Here is a 25,235-nt window from a genome sequence, read left to right as displayed (position 1 = left end):
CTCAATCCCATTGCCATTCTTTCCCGCCACGCTGATCTTTCCTCCCGCCTTTCGTTAGAAGTTATCCAGACCCGAGCGATCACTTTGTCCGCCGCGGTTTGAGAACTCGTCCTGCTTCGAGTCTAGGAACCCTCCCAAAGACGGAAGCGCGACCCTCCCCCTACGATGCCCACATCGCCGAAAAGGCTTTCCGTCGTCCCCATAGATGGCGGCGCCTTTGCGAAAGGTCCGGGCCAATCCGGACTGCGATAGGCGCAAGGCATCAGCTCCATCCAAGAGTGCTGTCCGGCGCCGAATGAGAGGCGGAGAGAGGCTGTTGCGGCGCTCTTTTGGAGTGGCGCATGCGGCCTTCAACTCCGCACCCGTTGGGAGCGAAAACGCGAGGGTTCAGCATATGAACGGACTTAAACGTTTCGGCACGATTGCGTCAGCGTCATGCGTCGCACTTGCCGTTGGCTTCCTCGGATCATCCGCAGCCGTTGCGAACGACAAGCTCATCGAGCTGTCGAAAGACAACGCCAACTACGTGATGCCGGGGAAGGACTACACCGCTGATAATTACAGCGAGATGGACCAGATCAACACCGAGAACGTCAAAGACCTCCGGGTCTCCTGGACGTTCTCGACCGGTCTGTTGAATGGTCATGAGGGCACGCCGCTTGTCGTGGACGGCGTGATGTACATCAACTCGGCTTTCCCGAATAACGTCTATGCCCTGGACCTCGACAACCCGGGCAAGATCAAGTGGCAGTACAAGCCGAAGCAGGATCCGGCAGCCCGTTCCGTGGCTTGCTGCGACCTGGTCAACCGTGGCCTGGCCTACTTCCCGGGCGGCGGTGACACGCCTCCGCTGATCATCAGCAATCAGCTCGACGGTAACGTCGTCGCGCTGAAGGCTGAGGACGGCAGCCTGTACTGGAAGGTGGAGAATTCCGACATCAAGGTCGGTTCGACCCTGACCGTTGCGCCTTACGTCGTTAAGGACCTGGTCATCGTCGGTTCCTCGGGCGCCGAGCTCGGCGTTCGCGGTTATGCCACTGCCTATAGCGCCCACGACGGCGGCCAGGTGTGGCGCATGTATGCCACCGGTCCCGACGAGGACATCGGCATCGGCGACGACTTCAACAGCGCCAACCCGCAGTATGGTCAGAAGGGCCTCGGCCTGGCGACCTGGGAAGGCGATGCCTGGAAGATCGGCGGCGGCACCAACTGGGGTTGGTATGCCTACGATCCGGACCTGAATCTCATTTACTACGGCTCGGGCAACCCGTCGCCGTGGAACGAGACCATGCGTCCGGGCGACAACAAGTGGACCATGACCATCATGGCCCGCGATGCCGACTCCGGCGAGCTGAAGTTCGGCTACCAGAAGACCCCGCATGACGAGTGGGACTACGCTGGCGTGAACGTCATCATGCTCAGCGATCAGAAGATCGATGGCGAGGACAAGAAGCTCCTGACCCATCCGGATCGTAACGGCATCATCTACACCCTGGACCGCACCAACGGTGACCTGGTTCGGGCTGACTTCCTGGATGACACCGTGAACGTCTGGACCCATGTCGACATGGAGACGGGCATCCCGGTTCGCGATCCTGAGTATGGCACCCGCATGGACCACAAGGGCACCGACATCTGCCCGTCGGCCATGGGTTATCATGACCAGGCTCACGACTCCTACGACCCGGAGAAGGAGCTCTTCTACCTGGCCATCAACCACATCTGCATGGACTGGGAGCCCTTCATGCTTCCGTATCGTGCCGGCCAGTTCTTCGTCGGTGCGACCCTGTCGATGTACCCCGGCCCGAAGGGCGACCGTCAGAACTACCTGGGTCTTGGCCAGGTGAAGGCCTACGACGCCGACAGCAGCACCTATAAGTGGTCCGTCATGGAGCGCTTCGCTGCTTGGGGCGGCACCATGGCCACCGCTGGCGATCTGGTCTTCTACGGCACGCTCGACGGCTACTTCAAAGCCCGCAACAGCGAGACGGGTGAGCTTCTGTGGAAGTTCAAGATGCCGTCTGGCGCCATCGGCTACCCGATGACCTACGAGCACGACGGCACGCAGTATGTCGGCATCTACTACGGTGTTGGCGGCTGGCCGGGCGTTGGTCTGGTCTTCGACCTCGATGACCCGACTGCTGGTCTGGGTGCTGTGGGTGCGTTCCGCGAGCTGCAGAACTGGACCCAACAGGGTGGCGGTCTGCTGGTCTTCTCCCTCGATGGGAAGGGCCCGTACGACGATCCGACCCTGGATGAGTACTCGACCGATGTCATTCGGAACTAGCTAGGCGATTTCCGTCCCGCCGGTCCTGCCGGCGGGACGGATCCCCTGCGCAATCCGAAGGCCCCCCAGGAAAATCCCATGAAAGAGAGAAGCACCATGGAATTCATCAAACACACCTCGAGGCTGGCGCCCGCGCTTGTGGCTGCCGCCTTCATCGCCGGCCTGGCCACCTCAGGTCACGCCGCTGACGACACCGCCAAGAAAGAGGCTGAGAAGGCCGCGAGCAGCGATGTGCTGCGGGTCTGCGCCTCCAGCACCGAAGCGCCTTATTCCACCGAGGACGAGGACGGCTTCGAGAACAAGATCGCCAAGATCGTCGCCGACGAGATGGGCCGCGACGTCGAGTTCGTCTGGATGGACCGTCCGGCGATCTATCTCGTGCGCGACATGCTCAACGAGAAGAAGTGCGACGTGGTGATCGGTCTCGACGACGGCGATCCGCGCGTCCTGACCACTGAGCCGTATTACCGCACGTCCTATGTCTTCGTGCAGCCGGCCGATTCCGATCTGGAGATCGACTCCTTCGACAGCAAGGACCTCTACGAGGCCCATCCGATCGGCTTCGATCCGGGCGGACCCGTGGAGACCATGCTGAAGAAGGTCGGACTCTATAACCGGAACTTCAACTACCACCGGTCCCTGACCAACTTCAAAAGCCGGCGCAACGCCTATGTCCGCATCAATCCGACGACGTTCATCACGGATCTGAAGAGCGGCAAGGCCGACGTCGCCATCGTCTTCGCACCTGAGATCGCGCGCTACGTCACCAATGACGACGCGGTGAAGATGACGCCGGTGCCGGACGAGAACTACCGCGTCGACGGCGAGCCGGTGCCGTTCCACTTCAGCCAGGCCATGGGCGTCCGCAAAGGCGACGAGGAGCTTCTGAAGGAGCTCAACGCGGCACTGGAGAAGAGCCGCCCGCAGATCCAGGCCGTGCTGGAGGAGGAGGGGATTCCGCTTCAGGAAATTCCAGAGAAGAAGAAGCCGGAATCCAAATCGTAAGGAGAGGCGTTTTGGGGGACGCCTCAGGGAGCAATTCAAAAGAAAACAACAGGTTGAGAATGAGAGCTTTGAAAGTATTGGCCTTGTCGGCCGCCCTGGTTTCCATGCCGCTCATCGCGGCTGCGGAGCTGACCTTCAACCACACGATCACGGGCGAGGCCCTGGATCTGAGCGACGCGGAAGGAGCGGATACGCCAGCTGCCCAGCACTTCCTCGAGACGGGCGAGAACCTCTACACCGAGGTCCCCAACTGTCTTGCAGAGGGTGAGCAGACCTTCCTCGCCTCATGCTCCGGCTGTCACGGCCATGTGGGCGAAGGCAAGATCGGACCGGGCCTCAACGACGACTACTACACCTATCCGAAGAACAAGACCGACAAGGGTCTGTTCGAGACCATGTGGGGCGGCGCGCGCTCCATGATGGGCCCGCACTCGGATCTCGGTGTGGACGAGTCCCTGAAGGTGATCGCCTGGATCCGGCACTTCTACAAGGACGACCCCGCGGAAGCCACGTGGCTTACCGAGGAGCAGAAAGCGAACTTTGAGCCTTATGACGCCGAGCATCCGACCAGCGTCGAGGCCACAGGAGAATGCAAGGTTCCCGAGGGCAAGTCGTAACGGCCTGACGCTGGGTGTTGCGATTGTCCCGGAGAAAAAGGCGGACCAATCCGCCAAGCAGCGAAGAGTGACTACGGAGGAACTGACCCATGACTGCCAAGACGAAACTGACCGGCGTGGTGCTGGCTGCCGCCGCCGCGCTGACCATGTCCACCGCCGGGGCGCTTGCCTATGACGGCACCAACTGCAAGGCGCCCGGCAACTGCTGGGAGCCGAAGCCGGGCTATCCGGAAAAGGTGGAGGGCTCGAAATACGATCCCAAGCACGACCCGAAGGAGCTTGCCAAGCAGAGCAACTCCATCACCGAGATGGAAGAGCGCAACGCCAAGCGTACCGCGCACTTCAAGGAGACCGGTGAGTGGGTCTACGACGTCTCGAAACTCGATTAGCTCTGTCCGCTTCTCCCAGAGCTAACCCTCGATTTCGAGGCCTCGGCCTCTGATTGAGGGGTGGGGTGCAGCCTCGGCTGCACCCTCTTCAACTTAAGAACCGCCGCGCGGGCAGCGATAGGGAGCGTTGAACGCGAACGGTGGAATGAGGGGAAGAGATGTCGTCGGGACCGTCCGGAACGCCCGCGCCTGGGAGCAGCCAGGCGCGCAACAAGCAGACAAAAGATAGCGCCATCGACCTAAACGTCTGGCGCGATAAAGCTCAAGACTTCGAAAGCGAGATCGCAGGCGCCATCGTTGGCCAGAGCCGCGTGATCCGGCTTTTGACCATTGCGATCTTCGCCCGCGGCCACGTGCTGCTGGAAGGCGATGTCGGCGTCGGCAAGACCACCTTGCTCCGCGCCGTGGCGCGCGGCCTGGGCGGCGCGTTCGAGCGCGTCGAGGGCACCATCGATCTGATGCCCGCCGATCTGATCTACTACACCTATCTCGGTGAGGATGGGCGGCCGCGGGTCGATCCCGGCCCTGTGCTGCGCCATGGCAGCGACCTCGCCATCTTCTTCTTCAACGAGATCAACCGCGCGCGGCCCCAGGTGCATTCTCTGCTCCTGCGTTTGATGGCCGAGCGGAGCGTCACCGCCTTCAATCGCGAATACTCCTTTCCCTATCTCCAGGTCTTCGCCGACAGGAACCGCATCGAGCGCGAAGAGACCTTCGAGCTGCCGGCTGCGGCCCGCGACCGCTTCTTCATGGAGATCAACATGGAGCTGCCGGACGACCGCGAGGTTCGCCGGGAGCTCGCCTTTCAGACGCGCTTCCATGACGTCGATAGCCTCATCCAGACCGTCGCGCCCGACATCCTGGATTTCGAATCCATGGATCAAGTCGCCCGCACCATTCAGGAGAGCGTCACCACCAGCGAGGCGCTGGAGCGCTATGCGCTGGATCTCTGGCAGGCCCTGCGCGATCCCATCTCCGTCGGAATCGACCTGGAAGGCGTCGATATGGCCCGCCTCGTCCAGGGCGGTGCCAGCCCGCGCGGCATGAGCTATCTGCTCCGCGCCGCCCGCGTGGCCGCCTGGCTCAACGGGCGCGACATGGTCGTGCCTGAGGATCTGCGCGAGGTGTTCCCCGAATCCATGGGCCACCGCGTCTTCCTCGATCCGATCTACGAGCTCCGGCGCGAGGACATCATCCGCCGCTTCTTCGCCGCCGTGTTCGACACGGTGCCGGCGCCATGAAAGTCGCGCGATGAAGGAAGCGCTGCCGCAAGAGCCAACCGCGCGGCAATCGGTCGATCTGCCTTATCGGTTGGCGTGGCGTAGTTCCGCCGTCCGGATCGGAGCCCATCGTGGCACCATCGAAGGCGCCGGCGGTCTGCTGCGGGACTACGTCTCGCTGCTCCGCTCGCCCGATCCGCGCCGCATCGATCTGCGCCATTCCATGCGCGATCCCTTCGGCAATCTCTATGTGAAGCGGTTCGAGCAAAAGAGCGCCATCACGCTCTATGCCCTGGTCGATCTGTCGGGCTCCATGGGCTTCGTAGGCGACAGCCGGAAGATGCAAGCCGTGGCCGATATCTGCGGCGCACTCGCTGCCTCGTCCCGGCGCATCGGCGACTCCTTCGGCTTGATCGGCTGCGATGGCCATATCGTGCCGGACCTCTTTATGCCGGCGACCCGGTCCCGCGCAGGCGAATCGGAAATGATCCGCGGGCTTCGCTCCTATCAGCCCTCCGGCAAGCATGTGGACGGTCTGTTCGAGGCCGCGAACTATCTCTCGGGCAAGCGCAAGCTCGTCTTCCTCATCTCAGATTTCTATCTTCCGACCGGGATGATCGAGCGGCTCTTCGAGGCGCTGGCCGGACACGACGTCGTGCCCATCGTCCTGCGCGATGCCAAGGAGACGGAAGACTTCCCCGCCTGGGGCCTCGTCACCTTGCAGGATCTGGAATCGGGCCGCCGCCGGCTTCTCGCCATGCGGCCCTCCTTGCGCGAAAAGCTCATCGCCGAAGCCGCCCAGCAGCGCGAGACCATCGGACGTATCGCGCGCCGTTATGGCCGCCCGCCCTGCGAGCTGCAGACCCCGGTCGATTGGGAGCACTTCACCGACTACCTGATGGGGGAGGCGGCATGAGGAGGCTCTGCGGACTCGCCCTGGCTCTCGGCATTCTCGCTATCGCCTGCATCGGGCCGGCCGATCCCGGCCGCGCCCAGGAAGAGGTGGGCATCTCCGGCGTGGTGCATGCTATTCGGGCCAGCCAGCCCCGCGACTTCGGCTATTTCCCAGGCGACATCATCACCCGGGAGATCTACGTCGCCGTCGATAAGGGCTATCACCTGCAGGATGCCTCCGTGCCGCCGGAAGGCCCGCTGAACTATTGGCTCGATCTCCGCACCGTGAAGGTGAAGACGGAAGAGAGCGGGGCCGAACGGCGCTATCTGATCACCCTCACATATCAGACCTTCTACGTGCCTCTGGAGGTGAAGCGGCGGGACCTGCCGGGCTTCACCCTGCAATTCGCCGCGGAGAAGGGTGCGGGTGAGACCGCGGACGACGAGGTTGGCGACGAGCAGGCCGGAGATGAGCAGGCCATGGCGACCGCGCACATCCCGTCATGGTCGTTCCTCATGTCCCCTCTGCGGGAGATCCAGACCCAAGAGCCGCCCGAAGGCCCGGTGGGCTTCCTGAAGCCAGACCGCGCGCCAAAGCCCCTGAATGTGGAGCGTCTGGCGCTCTTCTTCGCCCTCTCCGGCTTCGCCGTCGCGCTCTTTGCCGTGCTGCTGGCTCACCACTACGCATGGGGGCCTTTCCGCAGCCGTCCGTCCCGGCCCTTCACGGTGGCCGCCCGCCAGATCAACGCGCAGAAGCGTGGCGGCGCCGATGCCGATCACTATCGGGCATCACTTCTCGCCCTGCACCGGGCCTTCGATACGACGGCCGGTCATCGCGTCTTCGCCGAGGACGTGCCCGCCTTCCTCGATAAGCATCCGGCCTTCGGCAAATACGCCTCCGAGATCGAGCGCTTCTACGAGGCTTCCCGGCAGGCCTTCTTCAAGGGCGATACCCAAGCCGCCAGCGCCGTCATGCCCTTAGTCGATATCGCCAGCCTGGCGGGCAAGCTCGGCGCCATGGAGCGGAGAAGCTGAGCCATGGATCTCGCTTTCTCAAATCCGTCGCTGCTCTGGCTTCTGCCTCTAGCGCTCCTGCCGTTCGTGTTCGGCGCCCAGACGGCGGAAAGCTATCCATCCCTCCGCGTGATCGACCGGGACCCGCTCTCGACCGCCATCGGGATCGGTCTGCGGGCCATCGGCGCAATCGCCATCGCAGCCCTGATCTTGGGGCTCGCCGGTCTCCACAGGCTCGGCGAGAGTATCGAGCGGCTGGGGGAGGGGGCACAGATCATGCTCCTCTTCGACCGCTCCTCCAGCATGGACAACACCTTCGCCGGTAGCGTGCCGACGGGTGAGGATTTTTCCAAATCCACCGCCGCCAAGACTTTCCTGAAGGACTTCGTCCAGAAGCGCGATCACGACCGCATCGGCATCGCGGCCTTCTCCACCTCGCCCATGTTCGTGCTGCCGCTCTCCGACCATAAGTCGGCGACGCTCGCCGCCATCGACGCCATCGACCTGCCGGGCCTTGCCTACACGGATGTCGCCCGCGGCCTCGCCATGGCGCTGTCGATGCACGAGGAGGACATCGAGAGCAACGTGGACAATATCGGCGGCAGCCGGGCCATCGTGCTGGTGTCCGACGGCGCTGCCGTCATCGACCGGAAAGTGCAGGAGCAGCTCCGCGCCGCCTTCACCAAGCGCCCGGTCAATCTCTACTGGATCTTCCTGCGCACCGAAGGCCATAGCGGCCCGTTCGACGAGCCGGGGCCGAACGATCAGGACACGGCCTACGCCATGCCCGAGCGCCACCTGCATCTCTTCTTCGAGAGCCTGAACATTCCGTACCAGGCTTTCGAGGCGGAGAACCCGGCGGCCGTTGAGGAGGCGACGGCGGCCATCGACCGGCTGGAGCGCGGGCCCATCCGCTATTCGGAGCGCATTCCCCAGAAGGATTTGTCGGGCCTCGCCTATCTGGTCGCCGCCATCGCGATGCTTCTGCTGCTCATCGCCAAGCTCGCCGAGGCGCGGCTCGCAGCGCCCGCCGCTTCGGCCCGCCATCTCTATGGAGGACAAAGCTGATGGCTCAAGAGTCCGGCAGACAAGAACCCCGCGCGCGCACTGCTCCGCCCCATGATGCCGGGCATGAGCCAGAGTCCGCCTTGCCCCATTGGGTGCCGGAAGCAGGTGCCTTACGCGGACCGCTGCTCTGGCTGCTGCTCGTCGCCAGTATCGGGGCGTGCGTCTATACCGGCTGGCTCTGGACGTCGGCGCGCCAGACCAACGCCGATATCGTCACGCTTCTGAACGGCGACAATGTCGAGGTCGATCTCACCAAGGCGCCGTCCCGTCTGCTCGCGGCCCGCGGCTACTATCTCCTGACCCGCGACCGCATGGCCGAAGCTCAGCCGGTACTCGATCAGGCGAGCTTCCGCGCTCGAGATGCCGACCGCGCCGGTCTTCTCTACAACATGGCCAACACGCGCATGCGCCATGCCTACGACTTCATCGATCGCGGCACCTTCGCCAAGGCGATCTCGCTGGTGAACCTCGCCAAGGACGAATACCGCCGGGCGCTTCAACTCCAGCCCGACGCGTGGGATGCGCGGTTCAATTTCGCCGTCGCCATGCGTCTGGTGCGGGATCTCCCACAAGCGCAAGCCCCGGCCGACGATGAAGGCGAGAAGCCCGAGACGCGTCTCTGGATGGAGCTGCCGGGCGTGCCCAAGGGGGCGCCATGAGCTGGCTTCGCAACCGCCCCGCCTTTCGCGATCTGCGCTTCTGGCTGATCGCCGCAGCGCTGGCGATCCTGCTCGCAGGCCTGTTGCTGCCCAAGGTCAGGCTCGACCGCGAAGCCTATGACATCATGGCCTTTGTCGACATTTCGATGAGCATGAACACGCGGGATGTGCAGCTTCGCGGCGAGACCGTAAGGCGTATGGACGCCATCAAGACGGTGCTTCCCGAATTCATCGCCGGCCTCCCGTGCCAGTCCCGCTTTGGCCTCGGTATCTTCGCCGAGCGCCGCGTCTTCGTGCTCTTCGACCCCATGGAGGTCTGCGAGAACTTCGCCTCCATCGACGCCTCCATCGAAAGCATCGACTGGCGCATGGCGTGGGATGCCGACAGCTACATCACCAAGGGCGTCCACCGGGCCATCGATCTGGCCGGCCGGCTCGATGCGAGCCTCATGTTCATGACCGACGGCCACGAGGCGCCGCCGCTGCCCTATACGGGCATGGATCCCTTCGAGGGCAAGCCCGGCGAGGTCAGAGGCATCCTGGTCGGTGTCGGCGGACGCGAGCTGACGCCCATTCCGAAATTCGACGACGAGGGAAATGAGGTCGGCGTCTACGGACCCGACGACGTGCTCCAGGAATCCCGTTTCGGCATGGCGCCGCCCACGGCCAAGGAGCGGCCGGGCTACCACCCCCGCAACAATCCCTTCGGCGACATGAAGGAGGGGAACGAGCATCTCGGTCAGCTCAAGGAAGAGCACCTGAAGGCGATCGCCGCCCAGACCGGCCTCGACTACGCGCAGATGACGAACGCCAGCAGCCTCGTCGCGGAAGTCGAGCGCGCAGCCCAGCCGCGCGAGGTCGTCGTCGCCACCGATATTCGGCCGTACCCGGCGGCCGCAGCGCTTGTCTTGCTGGTTCTTCTCTACGGGGCCGTGCCCCTGAAGGAGAGGCTCTCCCGCAGGACCCCGGCCGCGAGCGGCCACAGCTTCAACATCATCCCCAAAATCAGAACGAAAGAAGGATTCGCATGCTTGTAAGAAACCTCATTCTCGGCGCTGCGGCGCTTCTTGTTGCTTCTGCCGCGCCGGCACTCGCCCATGGTCCGACGCCCAAGAAGGCCGAGCAGACCATCACCATCGAGGCGACCCCCGACGAAGTCTGGGCCGTGGCGAAGGAGTTCGGCGGCATGGCCGACTGGCATCCCATGGTGGAGAAGGTGGAGACCACCGACGGTACGCGCACCGTGACCCTCAAGGACGGCGGCACCCTGGTCGACAGCCTCGACGACACGAACGAAGAGGAGATGAGCTACTCCTATCGCCTCGACACGCCGGATATCGAAAACTTCCCGGTCAGCTTCTATTCCGCGACCCTGGATGTGAACGAAGCCGACGGCGGTAGCGAGGTCAGCTGGATCGGCCGCTTCTATCGCGCCGACACCGGAAACTTCCCGTCCGAATCCCAGAACGACGAAGCCGCTATTGCCGCCATGAACGAGTTCCTTAAAACCGGGCTCGAAGGGTTGAAGGCGAAAGTCGAAGGGGGCGAATAAGACCTATGGTGTTTTCCGGCATCCAGATGGTGGCGCGGGTAGGTGTGCTGATCGGCTGCCTTTCGGTCTTGAACGCCAGTGTTGAAGCGCGTGAGGCGGAAGCGGCCCATCCGCTGCTCTACGTCACCAATCAGGATGCCGGCACCGTCTCCGTCGTCGATACGGAAACCGACGATATCGTCGACACGTTCGAGGTGGCCCCGGGCCCTGCGGTCATCGCTGCGGCCCCTGACGGCAAGCGCCTGTTCATCAGCCATCCCGACGAAGGCAAGATCACCGTGCTTGAAGGCGCAGGTCTACGGTCGCCCCGGATCTGCGAAGTGAAGGGCGAACCCTTCGGGATCGCCGCGACCGCCGACGGCCGCCTCTACGTGAGTGACTGGAACAGGGACCTGCTCACGGTTCTCGACGCCGACACCTGCACCAAGGAAGCGGAGATCCCGACCGGAAAATCGCCCGCCCATCTCGTGGCGCCCGCCGGCGGAAGGCGAATTTTCGTCGCCAACCGGGAAGGGGACAGTGTCAGCGTCATCGATACGGACCGGCTTTCGGTGATCGCCAATGTCGCGGTTGGCAAGTCACCGTTTGCGCTCGCAGCCTCGCCCCGAGGCGACCGGCTCTACGTCGCCAATGTGAAAAGCTCAGACGTCACCGTGCTCAACACCGGCGGGCTGCAACAGGTGGCGACCGTCAGGACCGGCAAGATGCCCTACGGCGTGGCCGTGACGCCCGACGGCAACAAAGCCCTCGTGGCCAACCAGCAGTCTGGCACCGTCGACTTTCTCGATTCCGAGATCCTGGAGGTCGTCCAGCGAGTCACTGTCGGGCGCTATCCCGAGAGCGTCGCCATCCTGCCCGACGGCCGGAAGACCTACATCATCAACTGGTTCTCCGGCGATATATCGGTGCTCAATACGGAGACCGGCGAGGAGTTCACCCGCATCGATATAGGCGATGGTGCCCGCAGCCTCGCCGTCGTCGCACCCGGCCGGGACGCCACCGCGCGGACGAATTGAGCTTTTTAGACGGAACGGCGCGCGGGATAAATCGGCAAGCAAGTTGAGAAGAGTTCTCCTCAGGCTTTGGAAAGCATCACCCCGGTCGCTTCCGCTACGCTTTCTCTCACGACCGGAGGACTTGCATGCCTCGGCGTGCTGTCCGGCAGGCGCGCCTGAATACGCGCCATGCGTCCCGAACGGGCGCAGACCGACCCGAACAAAAGAAAGCGATTCCAATGCTTAAGATGCGCTTCTTCGGCCGCGCGGCGTCTCTCGTTCTGGTGGCCGGCCTCATCGGCGCAGCCCCGTCCGGCGACGAAGCGGCCACGCCGCAAGCGGGTAAGGATGGCGGCAAGCCCCGCAGCGAATACGCCATCACCTATCTCACCAAGGACTACAAGGAGCCGATCCCGCTCTCGCTCATGGACAAGGAGATCGAGGACAAGGGCGTGGCGGGTGCCCGGGTCGCTATCGAGGAGAACAACCGCACCGGTGGCTTCCTCGGTCAGCATTTCACCTTGAAGGAAGAGGTGCTGCCCCGCGATGCCGACATTGCCGCGGAAGCTAAGCCGCTGCTGGCATCGGGGCAGAATCTGATCATCGCCGACCTGGAGCCCCAAGACCTGCTGGCGCTTTCGGACGTGCCGGGCGCGAAGGACGCGCTGATCCTCAATATCCGCTCCAGCGACGACGATCTGCGCCAGAAATCCTGCCGCCCCAACGTCTTCCATATTCTGCCCAGCAACGCCATGCGGGCCGACGCTCTTGCGCAATATCTGATCTGGAAGAAGTGGGACAAGTGGTTCCTCCTGAAGGGCACCACGCCATCTGACATCGCCTACGCCAAGGCGGTGAAGCGGGCTGCGCGGCGCTTCGGCGGCGATATCGTCGAGGAGCGTGCCTACAAGTTCGAGGCCGGCAACAAGCGCGCCGATTCAGGCCATCAGCAGATCCAGACTCAGATGCCCGCGGCGACCCAGGCCGCCGCCGAGCACGACGTGGTCTGGGTGGCCGACACGGTCGAGGGTTTCGGCGAATACCTCCCGTATCGCGTTTACGATCCGCGCCCCGTCGTTGGCACTCAAGGGCTCACCGCCACCGCCTGGCACCGGTCTTATGAGGAGTATGCCGGTACCCAGCTCCAGCAGCGCTTTGAGCGCGCAGCAGGTCGCAACATGACCGAGCGGGACTACGCGGGCTGGCTTGCCGTCCGCGCCCTCGGTGAGGCGGCCCTACGCTCCCACGAGACCGACGCGCCGGGCTTGCGGAAGTATCTTCTGTCCGATGCCTTCACGGTCGCGGGCTTCAAGGGGAAGGGGCTCTCCTTCCGCCCCTGGAACAACCAGCTCCGCCAGCCTCTGCTGATCGCAGCCCCCCGGGCGCTGGTCTCCACTTCGCCCCAGGAGGGCTTCCTCCATCCCCGGCACCTCGCCGATACCCTGGGCTATGACGAGCCGGAATCGAAATGCGAGATGGATACCCTGGCGGGCCGGATGTAGCGCCCGGTCAGGAACCGTCCCGGCAAAAAAAGAGGCCGCCCCAATCCGCGAACGGACTGGGGAACGGCCCCGGTAGAATCTTGGGAGAGAATGGCGGCTTCAAAGACCGCCTTCGCAAGGGTGGAGCCTATTCGGCGTCCGTGCCGTCCTTGGGCTTGATCCAACCCTTGTTGCAGCCTGCCTTGAACTCGTCGGCCGAGATGTCGCCGCTGCCATCGGTGTCGACCATCTCGTAGTTCACGACGAAATCCACGGCCTTGTCCTTGGACAGGGTGTCGCCGTCGCGCTCGGTCATGTCCCAGACAGCCTGGCACTTGTCGGAATCGAGCACTTTGCCCGGACGGCCGGACGGGTCGCCATCATCGGCGGCCAGAGCCGCACCGCTGGCCAGCATCAGAGCCGTTGCCGCTACGATCGCTACTTTCATGGGGGTCTCCTCCTAGAGAATCGCAATCCTGCCCTTTCCGAGCAGAATTACCCGGGCAGAATTGCCGGTTGCACCCGGGAACTTGCACCCGCAGACGTAAAAAATCGCCGAAAATCGAAATGGAAATGCCGCTTAGTTGTGCAATTCTTTTTACCAAGACGCTCTTCGCAAAAGAAAACCGGCGGCATCACCCGCCGTGAGAGGCGGGAGACGCGCCGGCTGTTCAGGTCATCGGCTCTCAATTACGAAACAATAGATTCATCGAGCCGAGGTTCGTGAGCGGACCAATTACTCGCCGCCCTCGTAGTTCGGGTCACCCGGATTCACGGGCGCCTCGGAGTCCGTGTCGCCCTCGATAGGCTGAACGTCGCCCTTGGCCTGGATCCAGCCCTTCGAGCAGCCCTTCATGAACTCGTCCTGGCTGATCGATTTGTCGTTGTTGGTGTCGACCATTTCGTAGTTCAGGACGAAGGGCTCGGCCTTACCCTTGGACAGGGTATCGCCGTCGCGCTCGGTCATGCTCCAGACTTCCTTGCACTGGTCCTCGCTGAGAACGGCACCCGGACGGCCGGAGGGATCCTCGGCCATGGCCGTGCCTGCCGCACTCATTACGAGAGCTGCTGCAGCAAAAGTAGCAAGTCGCATAGCATTTCCTCCTTTCCCGATTGGATCGTTTCTACCCAGATTCAATGAATTGGCAGCGCCCGATGTTCCTGTTGCAGGACGCCGTTGCGGAGCCAATCCCAAGCGATACGGACGCCACAAAGGCGTTGCGTTCGACAGATCGGGCAGGCTTTCGAGGAGGCGAAACGGGTTGAGAGCAAGCTTCAGGCCGTTAGGGGGCGGGAAGATTTGGCAACGAGTTTAGCAAACCTGCCATTGCTTTTTTCCGCCCATGCGTCATCCAGTGTACTTAAGGCTCAGTTTGCGCGGTCGGTCCCGCTGACCTGTGAAAGTTAAGCATTAACGGGCCTCTGGCATTGCGAATGCCCGAGGTCCTGCAAGTAAAACCGACCCGCCGGAAGGAAAACGGGATATCCGCCGGGGAAACCCCGGAAGTCCCTTTTGCAAAGGACTGGTAGAAGCGTGTTGCAGCGGTTTTTGCAGAGAGCCTGGTACGACCGTCCGGTCCGGACCCAGCTCCTCGTTGCCGTGGGTGTGATCAATCTGATCGCGGCCCTGATCGCTGGTGCCGTTTCCATCCTCAACACCCGCACGGCCACCAAGGTCGAGATCGAGGCCTCCCTCGATGTGGCCCAACGCCTGGTCGCCGCGACCGTCCGGGATCTTGCCGCCCAAGGCCGTCTCGACGAGCTGCGCGATCAGCTCCCCGTCCAGCTTAAGCATCTGCGCCATGTCCGCATCATGTTCATCGATTCCATGGGGCACTTCACCGAGGTCGCCCCGCAGGATAGCCAGCGGCTGCTCTTCGACGAGGAGAGGGCGCCGGAATGGTATGCTGAGCTGGTGCGCCCGCGGCTCGTGAACCGCGCCGTTCGCGTGGTCACCACCGACAGCATGAACCCCGTTGTGATCGTCGGCGAGCCGGCGGATGAGATCGCCGAGGCCTGGTCGGACTTCTCCGCCCTGGTGATGATCTGGCTCGGCCTGGAGCTGCTGATCCTGGTTCTGCTCTACATCGTGCTTGGCCGGCTGTTGAAGCCGCTCGCCAATCTTTCCCACGGCATGGCCAATCTGGAGAGCGGCGACTACGCCACCCGCCTGCCGCTGCCGAAGGTGCGCGAGCTCGCCGTCATCACCCATAGTTTCAATACCTTGGCCGGCGCTCTGGATGTCGCTCAGGAGGAGAACAGCAATCTCTACCGCCAGCTCATCTCCGTGCAGGAGAGCGAGCGCCGGGAGATCGCCAACGAGCTGCACGACGAGGCGGGGCCCTGCCTGTTCGGCATCACCGCCAACGCCTCCTCCCTGAAGCGCATGCAGGGGCCTGACGAAAAGTCGACCCACGAGATCTCCCGGCGGGCCGGCGAGATCCTATCCATCGCCGAACGGCTGAAGCAGTTGAACCGTGGCCTCATCAAGCGGCTGCGGCCGGGCCCGCTGGGGCAGGTAAAGCTCTCCGACCTTCTGGAGGAGCTCATCGCCAGCCATCAGCGCAGCCACCCCGAGACCGATATCAATGCCAATATCGGCGAGCTTGCCCCCAGCTACGGCGAGCAGACCGACCTCACCATCTATCGCTGCATCCAGGAAGGCGTCACCAACGCCATCCGCCACGGCCGCGCCGAGCGCATCTTCATTGATCTCGGCGAGGCGCAAGGGAAGCCCAACGGCAGCGAGCCGGGAGCGCCGCTGCTCCGCTTGAGCCTGCGCGACAACGGCGAGGGCATGGCGCCAGCGACGCCGAAAGGCTTCGGCCTGACCACTATGAACGAACGGGTCCGCGCCTTGGAGGGAACCTGCGAGATCGTGAGCAGCCGCAGCCGCGGCACCAGGCTCCTGATCGAGATCCCGCTCAAGGGCGAACCCGAACCGAAAGCTAAAACATCTGAGCTCGTTGGAGGACTGTCGTGACACGCGTGCTTATCATCGATGATCATCCCATCGTCTTGCAGGGCTGCCGGCAGCTCCTGGAAGATTCCGGCGTGTCCGAGATCACCCAGGCCCAGAGCCTGGCGGACGGTTTCCGCCTCTACCGCAATCAGAAGCCGGACGTGCTGATCGTCGACCTCGCCATGCGGACCGGGGCCCTAGGCGGGCTCTCCTTCATCCGCCGCCTGCGCCTGCACGACACCACCACGCCGATCCTGGTCTTCACCATGCATTCCGACCCCGTCATCGTGAGCCGTGCTCTCGAGGTCGGCGCCACGGGTTACGTGCTGAAGGACACCTCTTCGGAAGAGGTGCTCAAGGCCTTCCAGAAGGTGCGTGAGAACAAGCCCTATATCAGCCACGACCTCGCCTCCGAGGTCGCTTTCATGGAGGCGCGCGGCACCTCCAATCCGCTGAAGAAGATGACCGTCCGCGAGCTTCAGACCCTGGCTCTGGTGGCCGAGGGCAAGCCCTATGGCGTCATCGCCGAGCAGCTCCACGTCAGCTACAAGACCGTCGCCAACACCTGCACGCAGCTCAAGGCGAAGCTCGGCGTGCGCACGCTGGCGGAACTCATGCGGATCGCCATCCAGCACATGCCGTCCAGCTCGGCCAAGCCGCCGAAAGCCTGGTCCTAAGCCTCCGAGTCGGCCGACCTAAGCGCGTACATCGATTGAACTCCTCAATCAGCCGATTGCAAACCTTGGTAGTTTGATCAGAAGCTTAACCGCGCCGCATCATCGCCCGTGGTATGCCAAAAGCGGTACTCCGGGCGCCCCACAAAACTCAAATGATTCAGTCGCTTGGGCTCGTGGCCCTCGATGAAATCCGTCGCACTTCGCGCGCCTAAAATGTTGCAGCGCAATAGCAAATTGTCCCGGAGGGGGTGCGACGGAACGGCACTTTTCACTTGCAAAGGGGAAACAATTGGCAATGATGAGGGTGCAGCTTGCCAATGAGTGTTGCGCCCAATTTCCACTTTTGAATTGGACAAAATCACTCTGCGGCGGAAAGCTGCAGTCCTCGTGAGGTGTCACAAAGTGATGTCGTCATCAGCGGGCCCAAGAAGCAATCGGCGCGTTCGATCTGATAAGCGCTTTCGGGCAACCTCAGCCAATTCTCGGAACTCGGTCGGGCCTGGTTCCCCCGTTAGGGCATAAAGCCAAAAAGGGCCCTCAGGGCCGACCACAGCGAACTCAGCAAAATTCTCTGAACTGAGTAGCTTAGGGAGAGGAGACAGAGATGAAGTATGGAAAATATGGTCTGGTACTGGGAGGCGTCGTCGCGATGATGATGGCTTTCTCAGGTCAGGCTATGGCAGTCGATACCGATGCCGAGCAGCTGGAAAGGATGAAGGACCCCGATCAGTGGCCTGCCCCTGGTCGTGACTTCGCCCTGACCCGCCACAGCGAGCTGAGCGACATCAGCACCGACAATGTCGACAACCTCCAGATGATCTGGAACCAGTCGACCGGTGCTCTGCGCGGTCACGAAGGTCAGCCTCTCGTGATCAAGGATGTTGGCGGTAAGCCGATGATGTTCTTCATCAGCGGTTGCCCGTCGATGGCCAACTGTAACGTGGTGCAGGCTCTGGATCTTTCCGATCCGGATCACCCGAAGCAGATCTGGCACTACGTCAAGACGACGGATCGTGACGAATCCGCTATCCCGCGGGCTTGCTGCGACACCGTCAACCGCGGCGGTTCCTACGCCGACGGTAAATTCGTCTATGGCACCCTGGACGGCTGGCTGATCGCGCTTGACGCACAGACCGGTAAGGAAGTCTGGGTGGTCAAGAGCGCATGGCCCGAGCGTGGTGAGACCATCACCCCGGCTCCGCTGATTGCCGACGGTAAGGTGATCATCGGCTTCGGTGGTGACGAGTTCGCTGCCCGCGGTCGTATCACTGCTTACAATCTTGAAGATGGTAAGCAGGCTTGGCTCTGCCATTCGACGGGTACCGATGATCAGGTTTGCCTTGATGAGAACACCAACAAGGACAACCCGCATTACGGTGTTGCCGGCCATGACCTTGGCATCAAGACCTTCCCGGGCGACGACTACAAGCTCGGCGGTGGTGCTGCCTGGGGTTGGTACTCCTACGATCCGGACCTGAAGCTGGTGTACTACTCCACCGGTAACCCCGGTCTGTGGAGCCCGCAGTATCGTTGCCCTGACAAGACCCACGAAGAGTGCAACTCGACCAATCCGGACGAGCTCGGCGAGGGTGTTGGCAAGTTCGACAACAAGTGGTCGATGACCATCTTCGCACGTCACGTCGAAGACGGTCGGGCTGTCTGGGCTTACCAGATGACCCCGTTCGACCAGTGGGACTATGACGGCATCAACGAAAACTTCCTGACCGACATGGAAATCGACGGTAAGGAAGTTAAGGCCCTGACCCACTTCGATCGTAACGGCTTTGCCTATGTGATGGATCGCACGAACGGTGACCTGCTTCGGGCTCACAAGTATGTGACCACCAACTGGGCCGAGAAGATCGACATGGAGACCGGTCGTCCGATCAAGGTCCGCGAGCATTCTCCGCTCGAGGTTGGCCGTAACGTTCAGTCTTGCCCGTCTGCCATGGGTGGTAAGGACCAGCAGCCTGGTTCTGTCGATCCCAAGGAGCCGAACATCTTCTACATGCCCACCAACAACTGGTGCATGGAGCTTGAGCCTCAGGAGCGCACGCACACGAACCAGGGCACTGTCTACGTGTTCGCGAACGTGTACATGTATCCTGAGAAGCCTGGCGTGACCGGCAAGATCAAGAAGTTCGACGCGCTGTCGGGCGAGACTGTCTGGGAGATTCCGGACCAGTATCCGAACTGGAGCGGCACCATGGTTACCGACGGTGGCCTGATGTTCTACGGTTCGCTGGGCGGTGACTTCCGCGCTGTCGACCGTGACTCCGGTAAGGTCGTGTGGAGCCGCAAGCTGGGTTCCGGCATCATCGGCAACCCGATCACCTACAAGGTGGACGGCAAGCAGTATGTGTCGGTCTTCTCCGGCATCGGTGGCTGGATCGGCCTGCCTGTGACCGCTGGTCTGGACCTGAACGACAAGTTCGGTGCCATCGGCGCCACGGCCATGACAAAAGCTGCCAACCTGGACAAGATTCCCCAGGGTGGTTCGCTCAACACCTTCCGCGTCTTCGAGTAATCGAAGCTAACGCTTAAGGTTGCGGCGCCCGGTGTCCTTGTGGCATCGGGCGCCACTTCTTATTTAAGCCTTATGTTGATCGGTGAGCCCCGCGATTGCGTAGAAGCATTGACGCGGGTTTTCTGCCGGACCGTCTTCTGAGCATCTCATAGGACCTTCTTCGGCAGGCTCGCCCAACCAACGGCAGTGAGTGAGCATCCCATGGCCCTAAGAAGATCCCTCGCCTCAAGAAGATCCCCCACTTCAAGAAGCCCCTTCGCCCTTCTGTTTGCGAGCGCCTTGTGCCTCGGCGCCCTGGCTTCTCAGCCGGCTGCCGCCCAAGAGCCCTTGGCCCGTCAGCTGGACAAGACCTACGAAGAGCTTAGCCCCGCCGAACGGATTGCCACCCGCGCCGCTGCGAAGGCCGCCTACAAGAACAAGCGGCTAAAAGAGATTCACGTCTGCGCCGACCCCGGCAACATGCCTCTTTCAAACATCCAGAAAGAGGGCTTTCAGAACAAGATCATCGAGATTCTGGGCGAGGCGCTTGGCGCCGATATCAGGTACCACTGGCGCCCCTTCATCGAGCGCGGCCTGACCCGCGAGACCTTCAGCCAGCGCATGTGCGATGTCATGCTCGACATCCCCGCCGACTACGACCGGTTGCTCACCACCGAGCCGCTCTACCGGTCCGCTTATGTGCTGGTCTGGCCGACCAAGGAGGGTCTCGAGCTCACCGGCCTCGACGATCCGAAGCTCAAGGATCTTAAGATCGGCGTTTTCCAGACCTCAGCCATCCGTCAGGCGCTGAACAAGCGCGGCATCCACGAAAACGTGGTCAAGCAGGTCCAGAGCCACGATGCCGATCTCGTTCCCGAGCATCAGCCCTGGTACATCATTCAGCGCGCCATCGACGGCGATGTAGACGTCGCGGGCGTGTGGGGACCCTTCGCCGGTTGGGTGAAGACCATCAAGGGGGAGGATGTCCAGATCGAGCCTATCAATCTCGACGACGACACCGTTCCGCTCGAGTTCTCGCTGGCGCTGGGCGTCCGCGAGACCGATGTGCTCCTGAAATACATGCTCGACTTCGCCCTCGACGATAAGAAGGGCGAGATCGAGGAGGTGCTCCGGGAATACGGCGTGCCGCTGGTGCAGTGCAGCCGCTGCTATATCGCCGGCGATCTGCCGTCTCACGGCACCTACACCCAGATTCCCCAGTCTGAATTCAAGGCCCATCCCGAGCTCGCCTCGGAAGACCAGCGCGTCACCGAAGAGAAGCTGAAGCGTTGGCTCGAAGAAGGTGCCGATCCAACCCAGGAGCTGTTCAACGCGGTGACGGCCAACGATGCCGACCGCATTCGCTTCCTGGTGGAGCAGGGCGCCGAGATCGACGCTCTAAACAATCAAGGCAGTGCGCCGATCCACATGGCGGCGAGCTCCAAGAGCCCGGAAACCGTGGAGCTTCTTCTGGAGCTCGGCGCGGATCCCGATCAGGCCGACGATGTCGGTATGACGCCGTTGCTGTACGCGATCATCCGGGATGACGTGAAATCGTCGGAAGTCCTGATCGAAGGCGGCGCCGATCTTAACAAGCGCAGCGCCGAAGGCTATACGCCGCTCGCTCTGGCGATCGAGGAGCAGCGTTACGAGACCGCCAAGCTGTTGCTCGACGCGGGCGCCGAATTCGACATCGCCGTGGGAGATGAAGAGCTGACGCCGCTGATGATCACCGCGGCCAAGCAGCGCGCCGCGGAAGGCTCCATGTTCGTGCCCGGCAGCACCCGGCCCATCGATCTGGCCCGCGATCTGATCAAGAAGGGCGCCGATGTGAATGCCAAGTCGAAGGCAGGAACCACGCCGCTGATGATCGCCGCGGCCCGCGACAATGCCCCGGTGATCGGTCTGCTGCTGAACTCCGGCGCCGACATCGATGCGGAGAACAGCATGGGCCAGACGGCGCTCGATATTGCCAAGCTCAACGATGCCCAGGCGGCCGAGCAGGCCATCACCGTGCTGGGCCGTGCCCTGCAGAAGCGGGCGCAGAGCAACTCCAAGGATGAGGAGACGTCCAAGCAGTAGCTGCTGGATTTCAGTCTCGTCAGAAGACCATCTTGGCAAAGGCCGCGCAGACTATGCGCGGCCTTTTTTGTGAAGTGTTGCGACAGTCTCTTCGAAGACTAAGCAGCGCTCGAACATCGCTGATCAGAATTGCGTGTGAATTGGTGAAGTCATTGTGATCGTCCGGAGGATGATGGGGAAGACGGCGCGTGTAGAATGCCGGGCCTCACGCGCGTCCCGGACGGCTTGTTGGTCAGAAAGTCGCAGGCAAAGACGCTGAGATGTAGGCTATGAGTGAATGGTCAACTGGGCTCATCTCGGTTTGGGTCCGAAGCGGAGGCTTGCATGCTCCATGATACTTCAAGCCTATCGGGCAATCGGCGGGAGATTATCCGCCCCTGTCCGATCCGGGCCCTGCCGGCAATGCCGGGGAAGTTCATGGAAGAATCCGTGCTTCTCGAGCGCGGATGCGGTTCTGCCCGCCGAGGCACTGTAGAAGGTACCGCAGGCCGGCAATTCGCTCATAGGTTTGACGACGGCGTTTACGCCCGGTTTCCCCATCCCCGAAAATGTAGAAATGGTAACCGTTTCGCGCGGTTTTCTGCCATTCTACAGGCGGTTAGCCTTTTGGGTTGGGGGCGCCATATGGTATGGAACGTCTAGGTCGTCTTTCCCGGCACAAGACGGGAAAGGTTCGGTGGAATTGGGAAAATCTCCCACCCGCCTAACAACAACGAACTAGACCAGATGAGGAAACGTAACTGTGCGCAAATTGATTATCGGATTGGCTGCGCTCGCGATCTGCGTGTTGGGCGTGGCGAGCGTGAATATGGAATCGAAGGCTGCCGGTGCGGACTGGACCATGTCGCCGGTGAAAGCCGTGGAGCGTTATAAGGAAAAGGGCTCCCTCCATAGCCCCTACGAAAAAGACTATGAGAAATATGCCGAAGAGGGCCACCAGCTTTACATGGGCCTGAGCTGCAACGGCTGCCATGGCGGCGGCGGTGGCGGTGGCATGTGCCCGCCCCTGACCAATTCCGTTTGGGTCTACGGCAGCGATGACGACACCCTGTTCCGTCTCGTGACGGAGGGAAGCGCCGGTCTCCAGGAGCATTACGATATGAAGCGTGTGGGCTCCGAGAATGTGGTTGGCCCCATGCCCGCCATGGGCTCCTCCATCAAGACCGCGGACGATCTCTGGAAGATCATCGCCTGGATCCGGAGCATCAACCCGTCCTCCATCCCGGGCGGTAAATCCAACGTTCCGCCTCCGCCCACCTTCGACTAAAGACGCGTGGGTGATTGTGGGTCTCGCATCATGCTGAGAGCGTACAATCGCAGAAGCTTTGAGATCGCCAAGCGCGCCCTGTGCTTGGCGATCTTCCTCGCTTTGGGCGGCGCCACGCTGGCGGCCGCTCAAGATGAGGAGACGACCACGCCTGCACCGCCCCATCAGCTCCCCGATCCGTCCGCTCTGCAAAAGGGCAAGGGGATCGAGGCCGAGGGCATGGATCCCAAGGCAAAAGCCGAGCAGGCGGACAAGGACACCAAGGCCAAGGCCGCCGAAAAAACCTACGACATCGTCTATCTCGGTAAGAAGTATGCTGAGCCGCCGCCCCTGACGATCGCCGAGCCGATCATCACCGATAAGGGTATCCAGGGCGCGCGCGTCGGCATCGACGACACCAACCGTACCGGCCGCTTCACCGGCCAGAAGTTCAATCTCACTGAAGCCATCGTACCCGGCGACGGCGACGTGGTCGCCAAGGCCAAGGAGCTTCTGAAGGACGGCGACCGCATGATCGTCGCGGATTTGGAAGCCGACGATCTCCTGAAAGTGGCCGACCTGCCGGAGGCCAAGGGCTCCATCATTCTGAATATTCGCGACAGTGCCGACCGGCTTCGCCAGAAGGACTGCCGCTTCAACACGATGCACATCATCCCGAGCTGGGCCATGCGCGCCGACGCTCTGGGGCAATATCTCATCCTGAAGCAGTGGCCGAGCTGGTTCCTCATCAAGGGTAAGGCACCCGAGGACGAGCAATTCGCCGAAGCGACCAAGCGCACCGCAAAGCGCTATGGCGGCAAGATCGTCGAAGAGCGGGTCTATCAGTTCGACACCGGCTCCCGCCGGCTCGATTCCGGCCATCAGCAGGTTCAGAGCCAGATGCCCATCGCCACGCGCGGCGCGCCGAATCACGACGTGATCTGGGTCTCCGACACCCAGGATGGGTTCGGTGAGTATCTACTGTTCCGCAGCTACGACCCAAAGCCGGTCGTGGGCACCCAAGGTCTGCGTCCCGTGGCCTGGGATGACGCGTATACCGAATATGGCGGCATGGCTTTCCAGCGCGCCCTGAACGACAAGGCCGACCGGAACGCCGTGGAGCGCGATTACACCGCCTGGCTTGCCGTCCGGGCCCTGGGCGAGGCGGCCGTGCGCTCGGCCAAGACCGACGTGCAGGAGCTGCGCGATGTTCTTCTCAGCGACGAATACAAGGTGGCTGGCTTCAAGGGCGAGGCCATGAACTTCCGCTCCTGGAACCACCAGCTCCGCCAGCCGATCCTGCTGGCCGGTGGCCGGACCGTGGTCACCATCTCGCCCCAAGAGGGCTTCCTGCATCCGAACTATCTCACCGACACGCTTGGATATGACGAGCGCGAATCCCTATGTGAGTTCGAGCAGAACTAGGGTTCCGCCCGTATTTCGGGTATCAAACCGAGGACGGCCACCGTCGTAAAAAGAACATCCGGATAAGAAGACCCGAACAAGGAGCATCCGGAAAAGAAGCATCCGCAAAGGAACATCCGCAAGGGAGTGGAGATGAAACGCCTGATCACCGCAGCCGCCGCTGCCGCTCTGTCGCTGAGCATTGCGACCCCCGCTTTCGCGACGACCATTTTCGTCTCGAACGAGAAGGACAACACCGTCACCGTCGTCGATGCGGAAACCCTCAAACCGATCGCGACCGTGCCGACCCATCGCCGCCCCCGGGGCATCATCAAGAACCCGAAGAATGACGAGCTCTACGTGGCGGCCGGCGACGGCGACACCATCGATGTGATCGACGTCAAATCCCTCAAGATCATCCACACCCTGAATTCCGGCCCGGATCCGGAGCTCATGTCCACTGACTCCTCCGGCAAGATCCTCTACATCGCCAATGAGGACGACTCTCTCGCCACTATCATGGACACCGAGACCGGCGAGGTGCTCGCCGAGGTTCCGGTGGGCGTGGAGCCCGAAGGCGTGGGCGTGAGCCCCGACGACAAATACACGGCGATCACGTCCGAAAGCACGTCGATGGCGCATATCATCGACAACGCCACCAATGAGCTGATCGCCAATATCCTGGTCGACACCCGCCCGCGCGAGGCGAAGTTTACTGCCGACGGTAGCGAACTTTGGGTGTCCTCCGAGGTTGGCGGCACGATCTCCGTCATCGACACGTCCGACTGGACCATCAAGGAAGTCATCCGCTTCGACGTCGAAGGCGTGCGGCCCGAGCTGCTCCAGCCCGTGGGCATGGACTTCGTCCAGGATGGCAAGAAGCTCTACACCGTGCTGGGGCCGGCGAACCGTCTCGCGGTTATCGATACGGAAACCTACGAGGTCGAAGACTACATCCTCGTGGGCCAGCGGCCCTGGCATGGTGAGCTGTCGCCCGACGGCAAGACCTATTATGTCGCCAACGGCCTCACCAACGACCTGACGGTCATCGACGTGGACAGCCAAAAAGCGGTGAAGTCCGTGCCGGTCGGCCGGCTGCCGTGGGGCGTCGCCGTCTGGGAAGGCGAGCCCACGGAAGAGGCCCTGAAGGCCAACCCGCCTCAGACCAAATAGGCAA

The 25,235-nt window shown here is 62.3% G+C and carries 22 protein-coding genes; 20 read left to right on the top strand and 2 right to left on the bottom strand.

Annotated features, from left to right (window positions below; all coding sequences use genetic code 11):
• Positions 1-394 precede the first annotated feature (394 nt).
• From ACFQ2F_RS12335 to ACFQ2F_RS12275, 13 genes are all read left to right on the top strand, one after another.
• Positions 395-2,287 carry a methanol/ethanol family PQQ-dependent dehydrogenase gene (locus ACFQ2F_RS12335; protein ID WP_379090282.1) on the top strand — a complete coding sequence of 631 codons (1,893 nt, stop codon included), beginning with the start codon at positions 395-397 and terminating at the stop codon, positions 2,285-2,287.
• A gap of 78 nt (positions 2,288-2,365) precedes the next feature.
• Positions 2,366-3,292: a methanol oxidation system protein MoxJ gene (gene moxJ / locus ACFQ2F_RS12330; RefSeq protein WP_379090280.1), complete on the top strand. Its 927-nt coding sequence runs from the start codon at positions 2,366-2,368 to the stop codon at positions 3,290-3,292.
• A 59-nt stretch (positions 3,293-3,351) separates the two neighbouring features.
• Positions 3,352-3,909, top strand: a complete 558-nt coding sequence (gene moxG / locus ACFQ2F_RS12325; protein ID WP_379090278.1) for a cytochrome c(L), periplasmic — start codon at positions 3,352-3,354, stop codon at positions 3,907-3,909.
• 89 nt (positions 3,910-3,998) lie between these two features.
• Positions 3,999-4,298 (top strand): methanol dehydrogenase [cytochrome c] subunit, encoded by a 300-nt coding sequence (locus ACFQ2F_RS12320; protein ID WP_379090276.1) that lies wholly within the window; start codon positions 3,999-4,001, stop codon positions 4,296-4,298.
• A 158-nt stretch (positions 4,299-4,456) separates the two neighbouring features.
• Positions 4,457-5,539 carry an AAA family ATPase gene (locus ACFQ2F_RS12315; protein ID WP_379090274.1) on the top strand — a complete coding sequence of 361 codons (1,083 nt, stop codon included), beginning with the start codon at positions 4,457-4,459 and terminating at the stop codon, positions 5,537-5,539.
• Positions 5,540-5,549: 10 nt separating this feature from the next.
• On the top strand, positions 5,550-6,434 hold the full coding sequence (locus ACFQ2F_RS12310) for a DUF58 domain-containing protein (RefSeq protein WP_379090272.1): 885 nt from the start codon (positions 5,550-5,552) through the stop codon (positions 6,432-6,434).
• Positions 6,431-7,447, top strand: coding sequence for a nonribosomal peptide synthetase MxaA (locus ACFQ2F_RS12305; protein WP_379090270.1), 1,017 nt, complete (start codon positions 6,431-6,433; stop codon positions 7,445-7,447). Before ACFQ2F_RS12310 ends, ACFQ2F_RS12305 begins: the two co-directional genes overlap by 4 nt.
• A gap of 3 nt (positions 7,448-7,450) precedes the next feature.
• A complete protein-coding gene (locus tag ACFQ2F_RS12300) occupies positions 7,451-8,494 on the top strand; it encodes a vWA domain-containing protein (RefSeq protein ID WP_379090268.1) in 1,044 nt (347 codons plus the stop codon).
• Positions 8,494-9,153: a hypothetical protein gene (locus ACFQ2F_RS12295; RefSeq protein ID WP_379090266.1), complete on the top strand. Its 660-nt coding sequence runs from the start codon at positions 8,494-8,496 to the stop codon at positions 9,151-9,153. The genes ACFQ2F_RS12300 and ACFQ2F_RS12295 overlap by 1 nt, the downstream gene beginning before the upstream one ends.
• Positions 9,150-10,190 carry a vWA domain-containing protein gene (locus ACFQ2F_RS12290; protein ID WP_379090264.1) on the top strand — a complete coding sequence of 347 codons (1,041 nt, stop codon included), beginning with the start codon at positions 9,150-9,152 and terminating at the stop codon, positions 10,188-10,190. The genes ACFQ2F_RS12295 and ACFQ2F_RS12290 overlap by 4 nt, the downstream gene beginning before the upstream one ends.
• Positions 10,181-10,705 carry an SRPBCC family protein gene (locus ACFQ2F_RS12285; protein ID WP_379090262.1) on the top strand — a complete coding sequence of 175 codons (525 nt, stop codon included), beginning with the start codon at positions 10,181-10,183 and terminating at the stop codon, positions 10,703-10,705. The genes ACFQ2F_RS12290 and ACFQ2F_RS12285 overlap by 10 nt, the downstream gene beginning before the upstream one ends.
• A gap of 5 nt (positions 10,706-10,710) precedes the next feature.
• Positions 10,711-11,721 (top strand): beta-propeller fold lactonase family protein, encoded by a 1,011-nt coding sequence (locus tag ACFQ2F_RS12280; protein WP_379090260.1) that lies wholly within the window; start codon positions 10,711-10,713, stop codon positions 11,719-11,721.
• 218 nt (positions 11,722-11,939) lie between these two features.
• Positions 11,940-13,202, top strand: a complete 1,263-nt coding sequence (locus ACFQ2F_RS12275; protein WP_379090258.1) for an ABC transporter substrate-binding protein — start codon at positions 11,940-11,942, stop codon at positions 13,200-13,202.
• Positions 13,203-13,329: 127 nt separating this feature from the next.
• Here the strand turns inward: ACFQ2F_RS12275 and ACFQ2F_RS12270 are convergent, their stop codons facing one another.
• Together ACFQ2F_RS12270 and ACFQ2F_RS12265 are read right to left on the bottom strand one after the other, a co-directional pair.
• Complete coding sequence (locus tag ACFQ2F_RS12270; RefSeq protein WP_379090256.1) at positions 13,330-13,629, bottom strand: hypothetical protein; 300 nt, start codon at positions 13,627-13,629, stop codon at positions 13,330-13,332.
• Between the two features lie 288 nt (positions 13,630-13,917).
• Positions 13,918-14,274 (bottom strand): hypothetical protein, encoded by a 357-nt coding sequence (locus tag ACFQ2F_RS12265; protein WP_379090254.1) that lies wholly within the window; start codon positions 14,272-14,274, stop codon positions 13,918-13,920.
• 444 nt (positions 14,275-14,718) lie between these two features.
• Between ACFQ2F_RS12265 and ACFQ2F_RS12260 the strand changes: the two genes are divergently transcribed.
• The 7 genes from ACFQ2F_RS12260 to ACFQ2F_RS12230 all read left to right on the top strand — a co-directional run bounded on the left by ACFQ2F_RS12260 (position 14,719) and on the right by ACFQ2F_RS12230 (position 25,231).
• Entirely contained in the window at positions 14,719-16,164 is a 1,446-nt protein-coding gene (locus ACFQ2F_RS12260; RefSeq protein WP_379090252.1) for an ATP-binding protein, read from the top strand.
• Positions 16,161-16,820, top strand: coding sequence for a response regulator transcription factor (locus ACFQ2F_RS12255; protein ID WP_069095618.1), 660 nt, complete (start codon positions 16,161-16,163; stop codon positions 16,818-16,820). The genes ACFQ2F_RS12260 and ACFQ2F_RS12255 overlap by 4 nt, the downstream gene beginning before the upstream one ends.
• A 604-nt stretch (positions 16,821-17,424) precedes the next feature.
• Positions 17,425-19,347 carry a PQQ-dependent dehydrogenase, methanol/ethanol family gene (locus tag ACFQ2F_RS12250; protein WP_379090249.1) on the top strand — a complete coding sequence of 641 codons (1,923 nt, stop codon included), beginning with the start codon at positions 17,425-17,427 and terminating at the stop codon, positions 19,345-19,347.
• A 327-nt stretch (positions 19,348-19,674) separates the two neighbouring features.
• Positions 19,675-21,408: a quinoprotein dehydrogenase-associated putative ABC transporter substrate-binding protein gene (locus ACFQ2F_RS12245; protein ID WP_379090247.1), complete on the top strand. Its 1,734-nt coding sequence runs from the start codon at positions 19,675-19,677 to the stop codon at positions 21,406-21,408.
• A 742-nt stretch (positions 21,409-22,150) separates the two neighbouring features.
• Positions 22,151-22,675: a c-type cytochrome gene (locus tag ACFQ2F_RS12240; RefSeq protein WP_379090245.1), complete on the top strand. Its 525-nt coding sequence runs from the start codon at positions 22,151-22,153 to the stop codon at positions 22,673-22,675.
• 30 nt (positions 22,676-22,705) lie between these two features.
• Complete coding sequence (locus ACFQ2F_RS12235; RefSeq protein WP_379090243.1) at positions 22,706-24,079, top strand: ABC transporter substrate-binding protein; 1,374 nt, start codon at positions 22,706-22,708, stop codon at positions 24,077-24,079.
• Positions 24,080-24,211: 132 nt separating this feature from the next.
• Positions 24,212-25,231, top strand: a complete 1,020-nt coding sequence (locus ACFQ2F_RS12230; protein ID WP_379090241.1) for a PQQ-dependent catabolism-associated beta-propeller protein — start codon at positions 24,212-24,214, stop codon at positions 25,229-25,231.
• Positions 25,232-25,235: the final 4 nt, after the last annotated feature.

Source organism: Methyloligella solikamskensis (genome assembly GCF_042676065.1).
GTDB lineage: Bacteria > Pseudomonadota > Alphaproteobacteria > Rhizobiales > Methyloligellaceae > Methyloligella > Methyloligella solikamskensis.
This window is presented reverse-complemented; position numbering and strand designations above follow the sequence as displayed.

What these genes read in the sequence shown, in the direction of transcription:
- ACFQ2F_RS12335 (WP_379090282.1), top strand. Translation starts at nt 395, where the DNA reads ATGAACGGACTTAAACGTTTCGGCACGATTGCGTCAGCGTCATGCGTC.
- moxJ (WP_379090280.1), top strand. Translation starts at nt 2,366, where the DNA reads ATGAAAGAGAGAAGCACCATGGAATTCATCAAACACACCTCGAGGCTG.
- moxG (WP_379090278.1), top strand. Translation starts at nt 3,352, where the DNA reads ATGAGAGCTTTGAAAGTATTGGCCTTGTCGGCCGCCCTGGTTTCCATG.
- ACFQ2F_RS12320 (WP_379090276.1), top strand. Translation starts at nt 3,999, where the DNA reads ATGACTGCCAAGACGAAACTGACCGGCGTGGTGCTGGCTGCCGCCGCC.
- ACFQ2F_RS12315 (WP_379090274.1), top strand. Translation starts at nt 4,457, where the DNA reads ATGTCGTCGGGACCGTCCGGAACGCCCGCGCCTGGGAGCAGCCAGGCG.
- ACFQ2F_RS12310 (WP_379090272.1), top strand. Translation starts at nt 5,550, where the DNA reads ATGAAGGAAGCGCTGCCGCAAGAGCCAACCGCGCGGCAATCGGTCGAT.
- ACFQ2F_RS12305 (WP_379090270.1), top strand. Translation starts at nt 6,431, where the DNA reads ATGAGGAGGCTCTGCGGACTCGCCCTGGCTCTCGGCATTCTCGCTATC.
- ACFQ2F_RS12300 (WP_379090268.1), top strand. Translation starts at nt 7,451, where the DNA reads ATGGATCTCGCTTTCTCAAATCCGTCGCTGCTCTGGCTTCTGCCTCTA.
- ACFQ2F_RS12295 (WP_379090266.1), top strand. Translation starts at nt 8,494, where the DNA reads ATGGCTCAAGAGTCCGGCAGACAAGAACCCCGCGCGCGCACTGCTCCG.
- ACFQ2F_RS12290 (WP_379090264.1), top strand. Translation starts at nt 9,150, where the DNA reads ATGAGCTGGCTTCGCAACCGCCCCGCCTTTCGCGATCTGCGCTTCTGG.
- ACFQ2F_RS12285 (WP_379090262.1), top strand. Translation starts at nt 10,181, where the DNA reads ATGCTTGTAAGAAACCTCATTCTCGGCGCTGCGGCGCTTCTTGTTGCT.
- ACFQ2F_RS12280 (WP_379090260.1), top strand. Translation starts at nt 10,711, where the DNA reads ATGGTGTTTTCCGGCATCCAGATGGTGGCGCGGGTAGGTGTGCTGATC.
- ACFQ2F_RS12275 (WP_379090258.1), top strand. Translation starts at nt 11,940, where the DNA reads ATGCTTAAGATGCGCTTCTTCGGCCGCGCGGCGTCTCTCGTTCTGGTG.
- ACFQ2F_RS12270 (WP_379090256.1), bottom strand. Translation starts at nt 13,629, where the DNA reads ATGAAAGTAGCGATCGTAGCGGCAACGGCTCTGATGCTGGCCAGCGGT.
- ACFQ2F_RS12265 (WP_379090254.1), bottom strand. Translation starts at nt 14,274, where the DNA reads ATGCGACTTGCTACTTTTGCTGCAGCAGCTCTCGTAATGAGTGCGGCA.
- ACFQ2F_RS12250 (WP_379090249.1), top strand. Translation starts at nt 17,425, where the DNA reads ATGAAGTATGGAAAATATGGTCTGGTACTGGGAGGCGTCGTCGCGATG.
- ACFQ2F_RS12235 (WP_379090243.1), top strand. Translation starts at nt 22,706, where the DNA reads ATGCTGAGAGCGTACAATCGCAGAAGCTTTGAGATCGCCAAGCGCGCC.
- ACFQ2F_RS12230 (WP_379090241.1), top strand. Translation starts at nt 24,212, where the DNA reads ATGAAACGCCTGATCACCGCAGCCGCCGCTGCCGCTCTGTCGCTGAGC.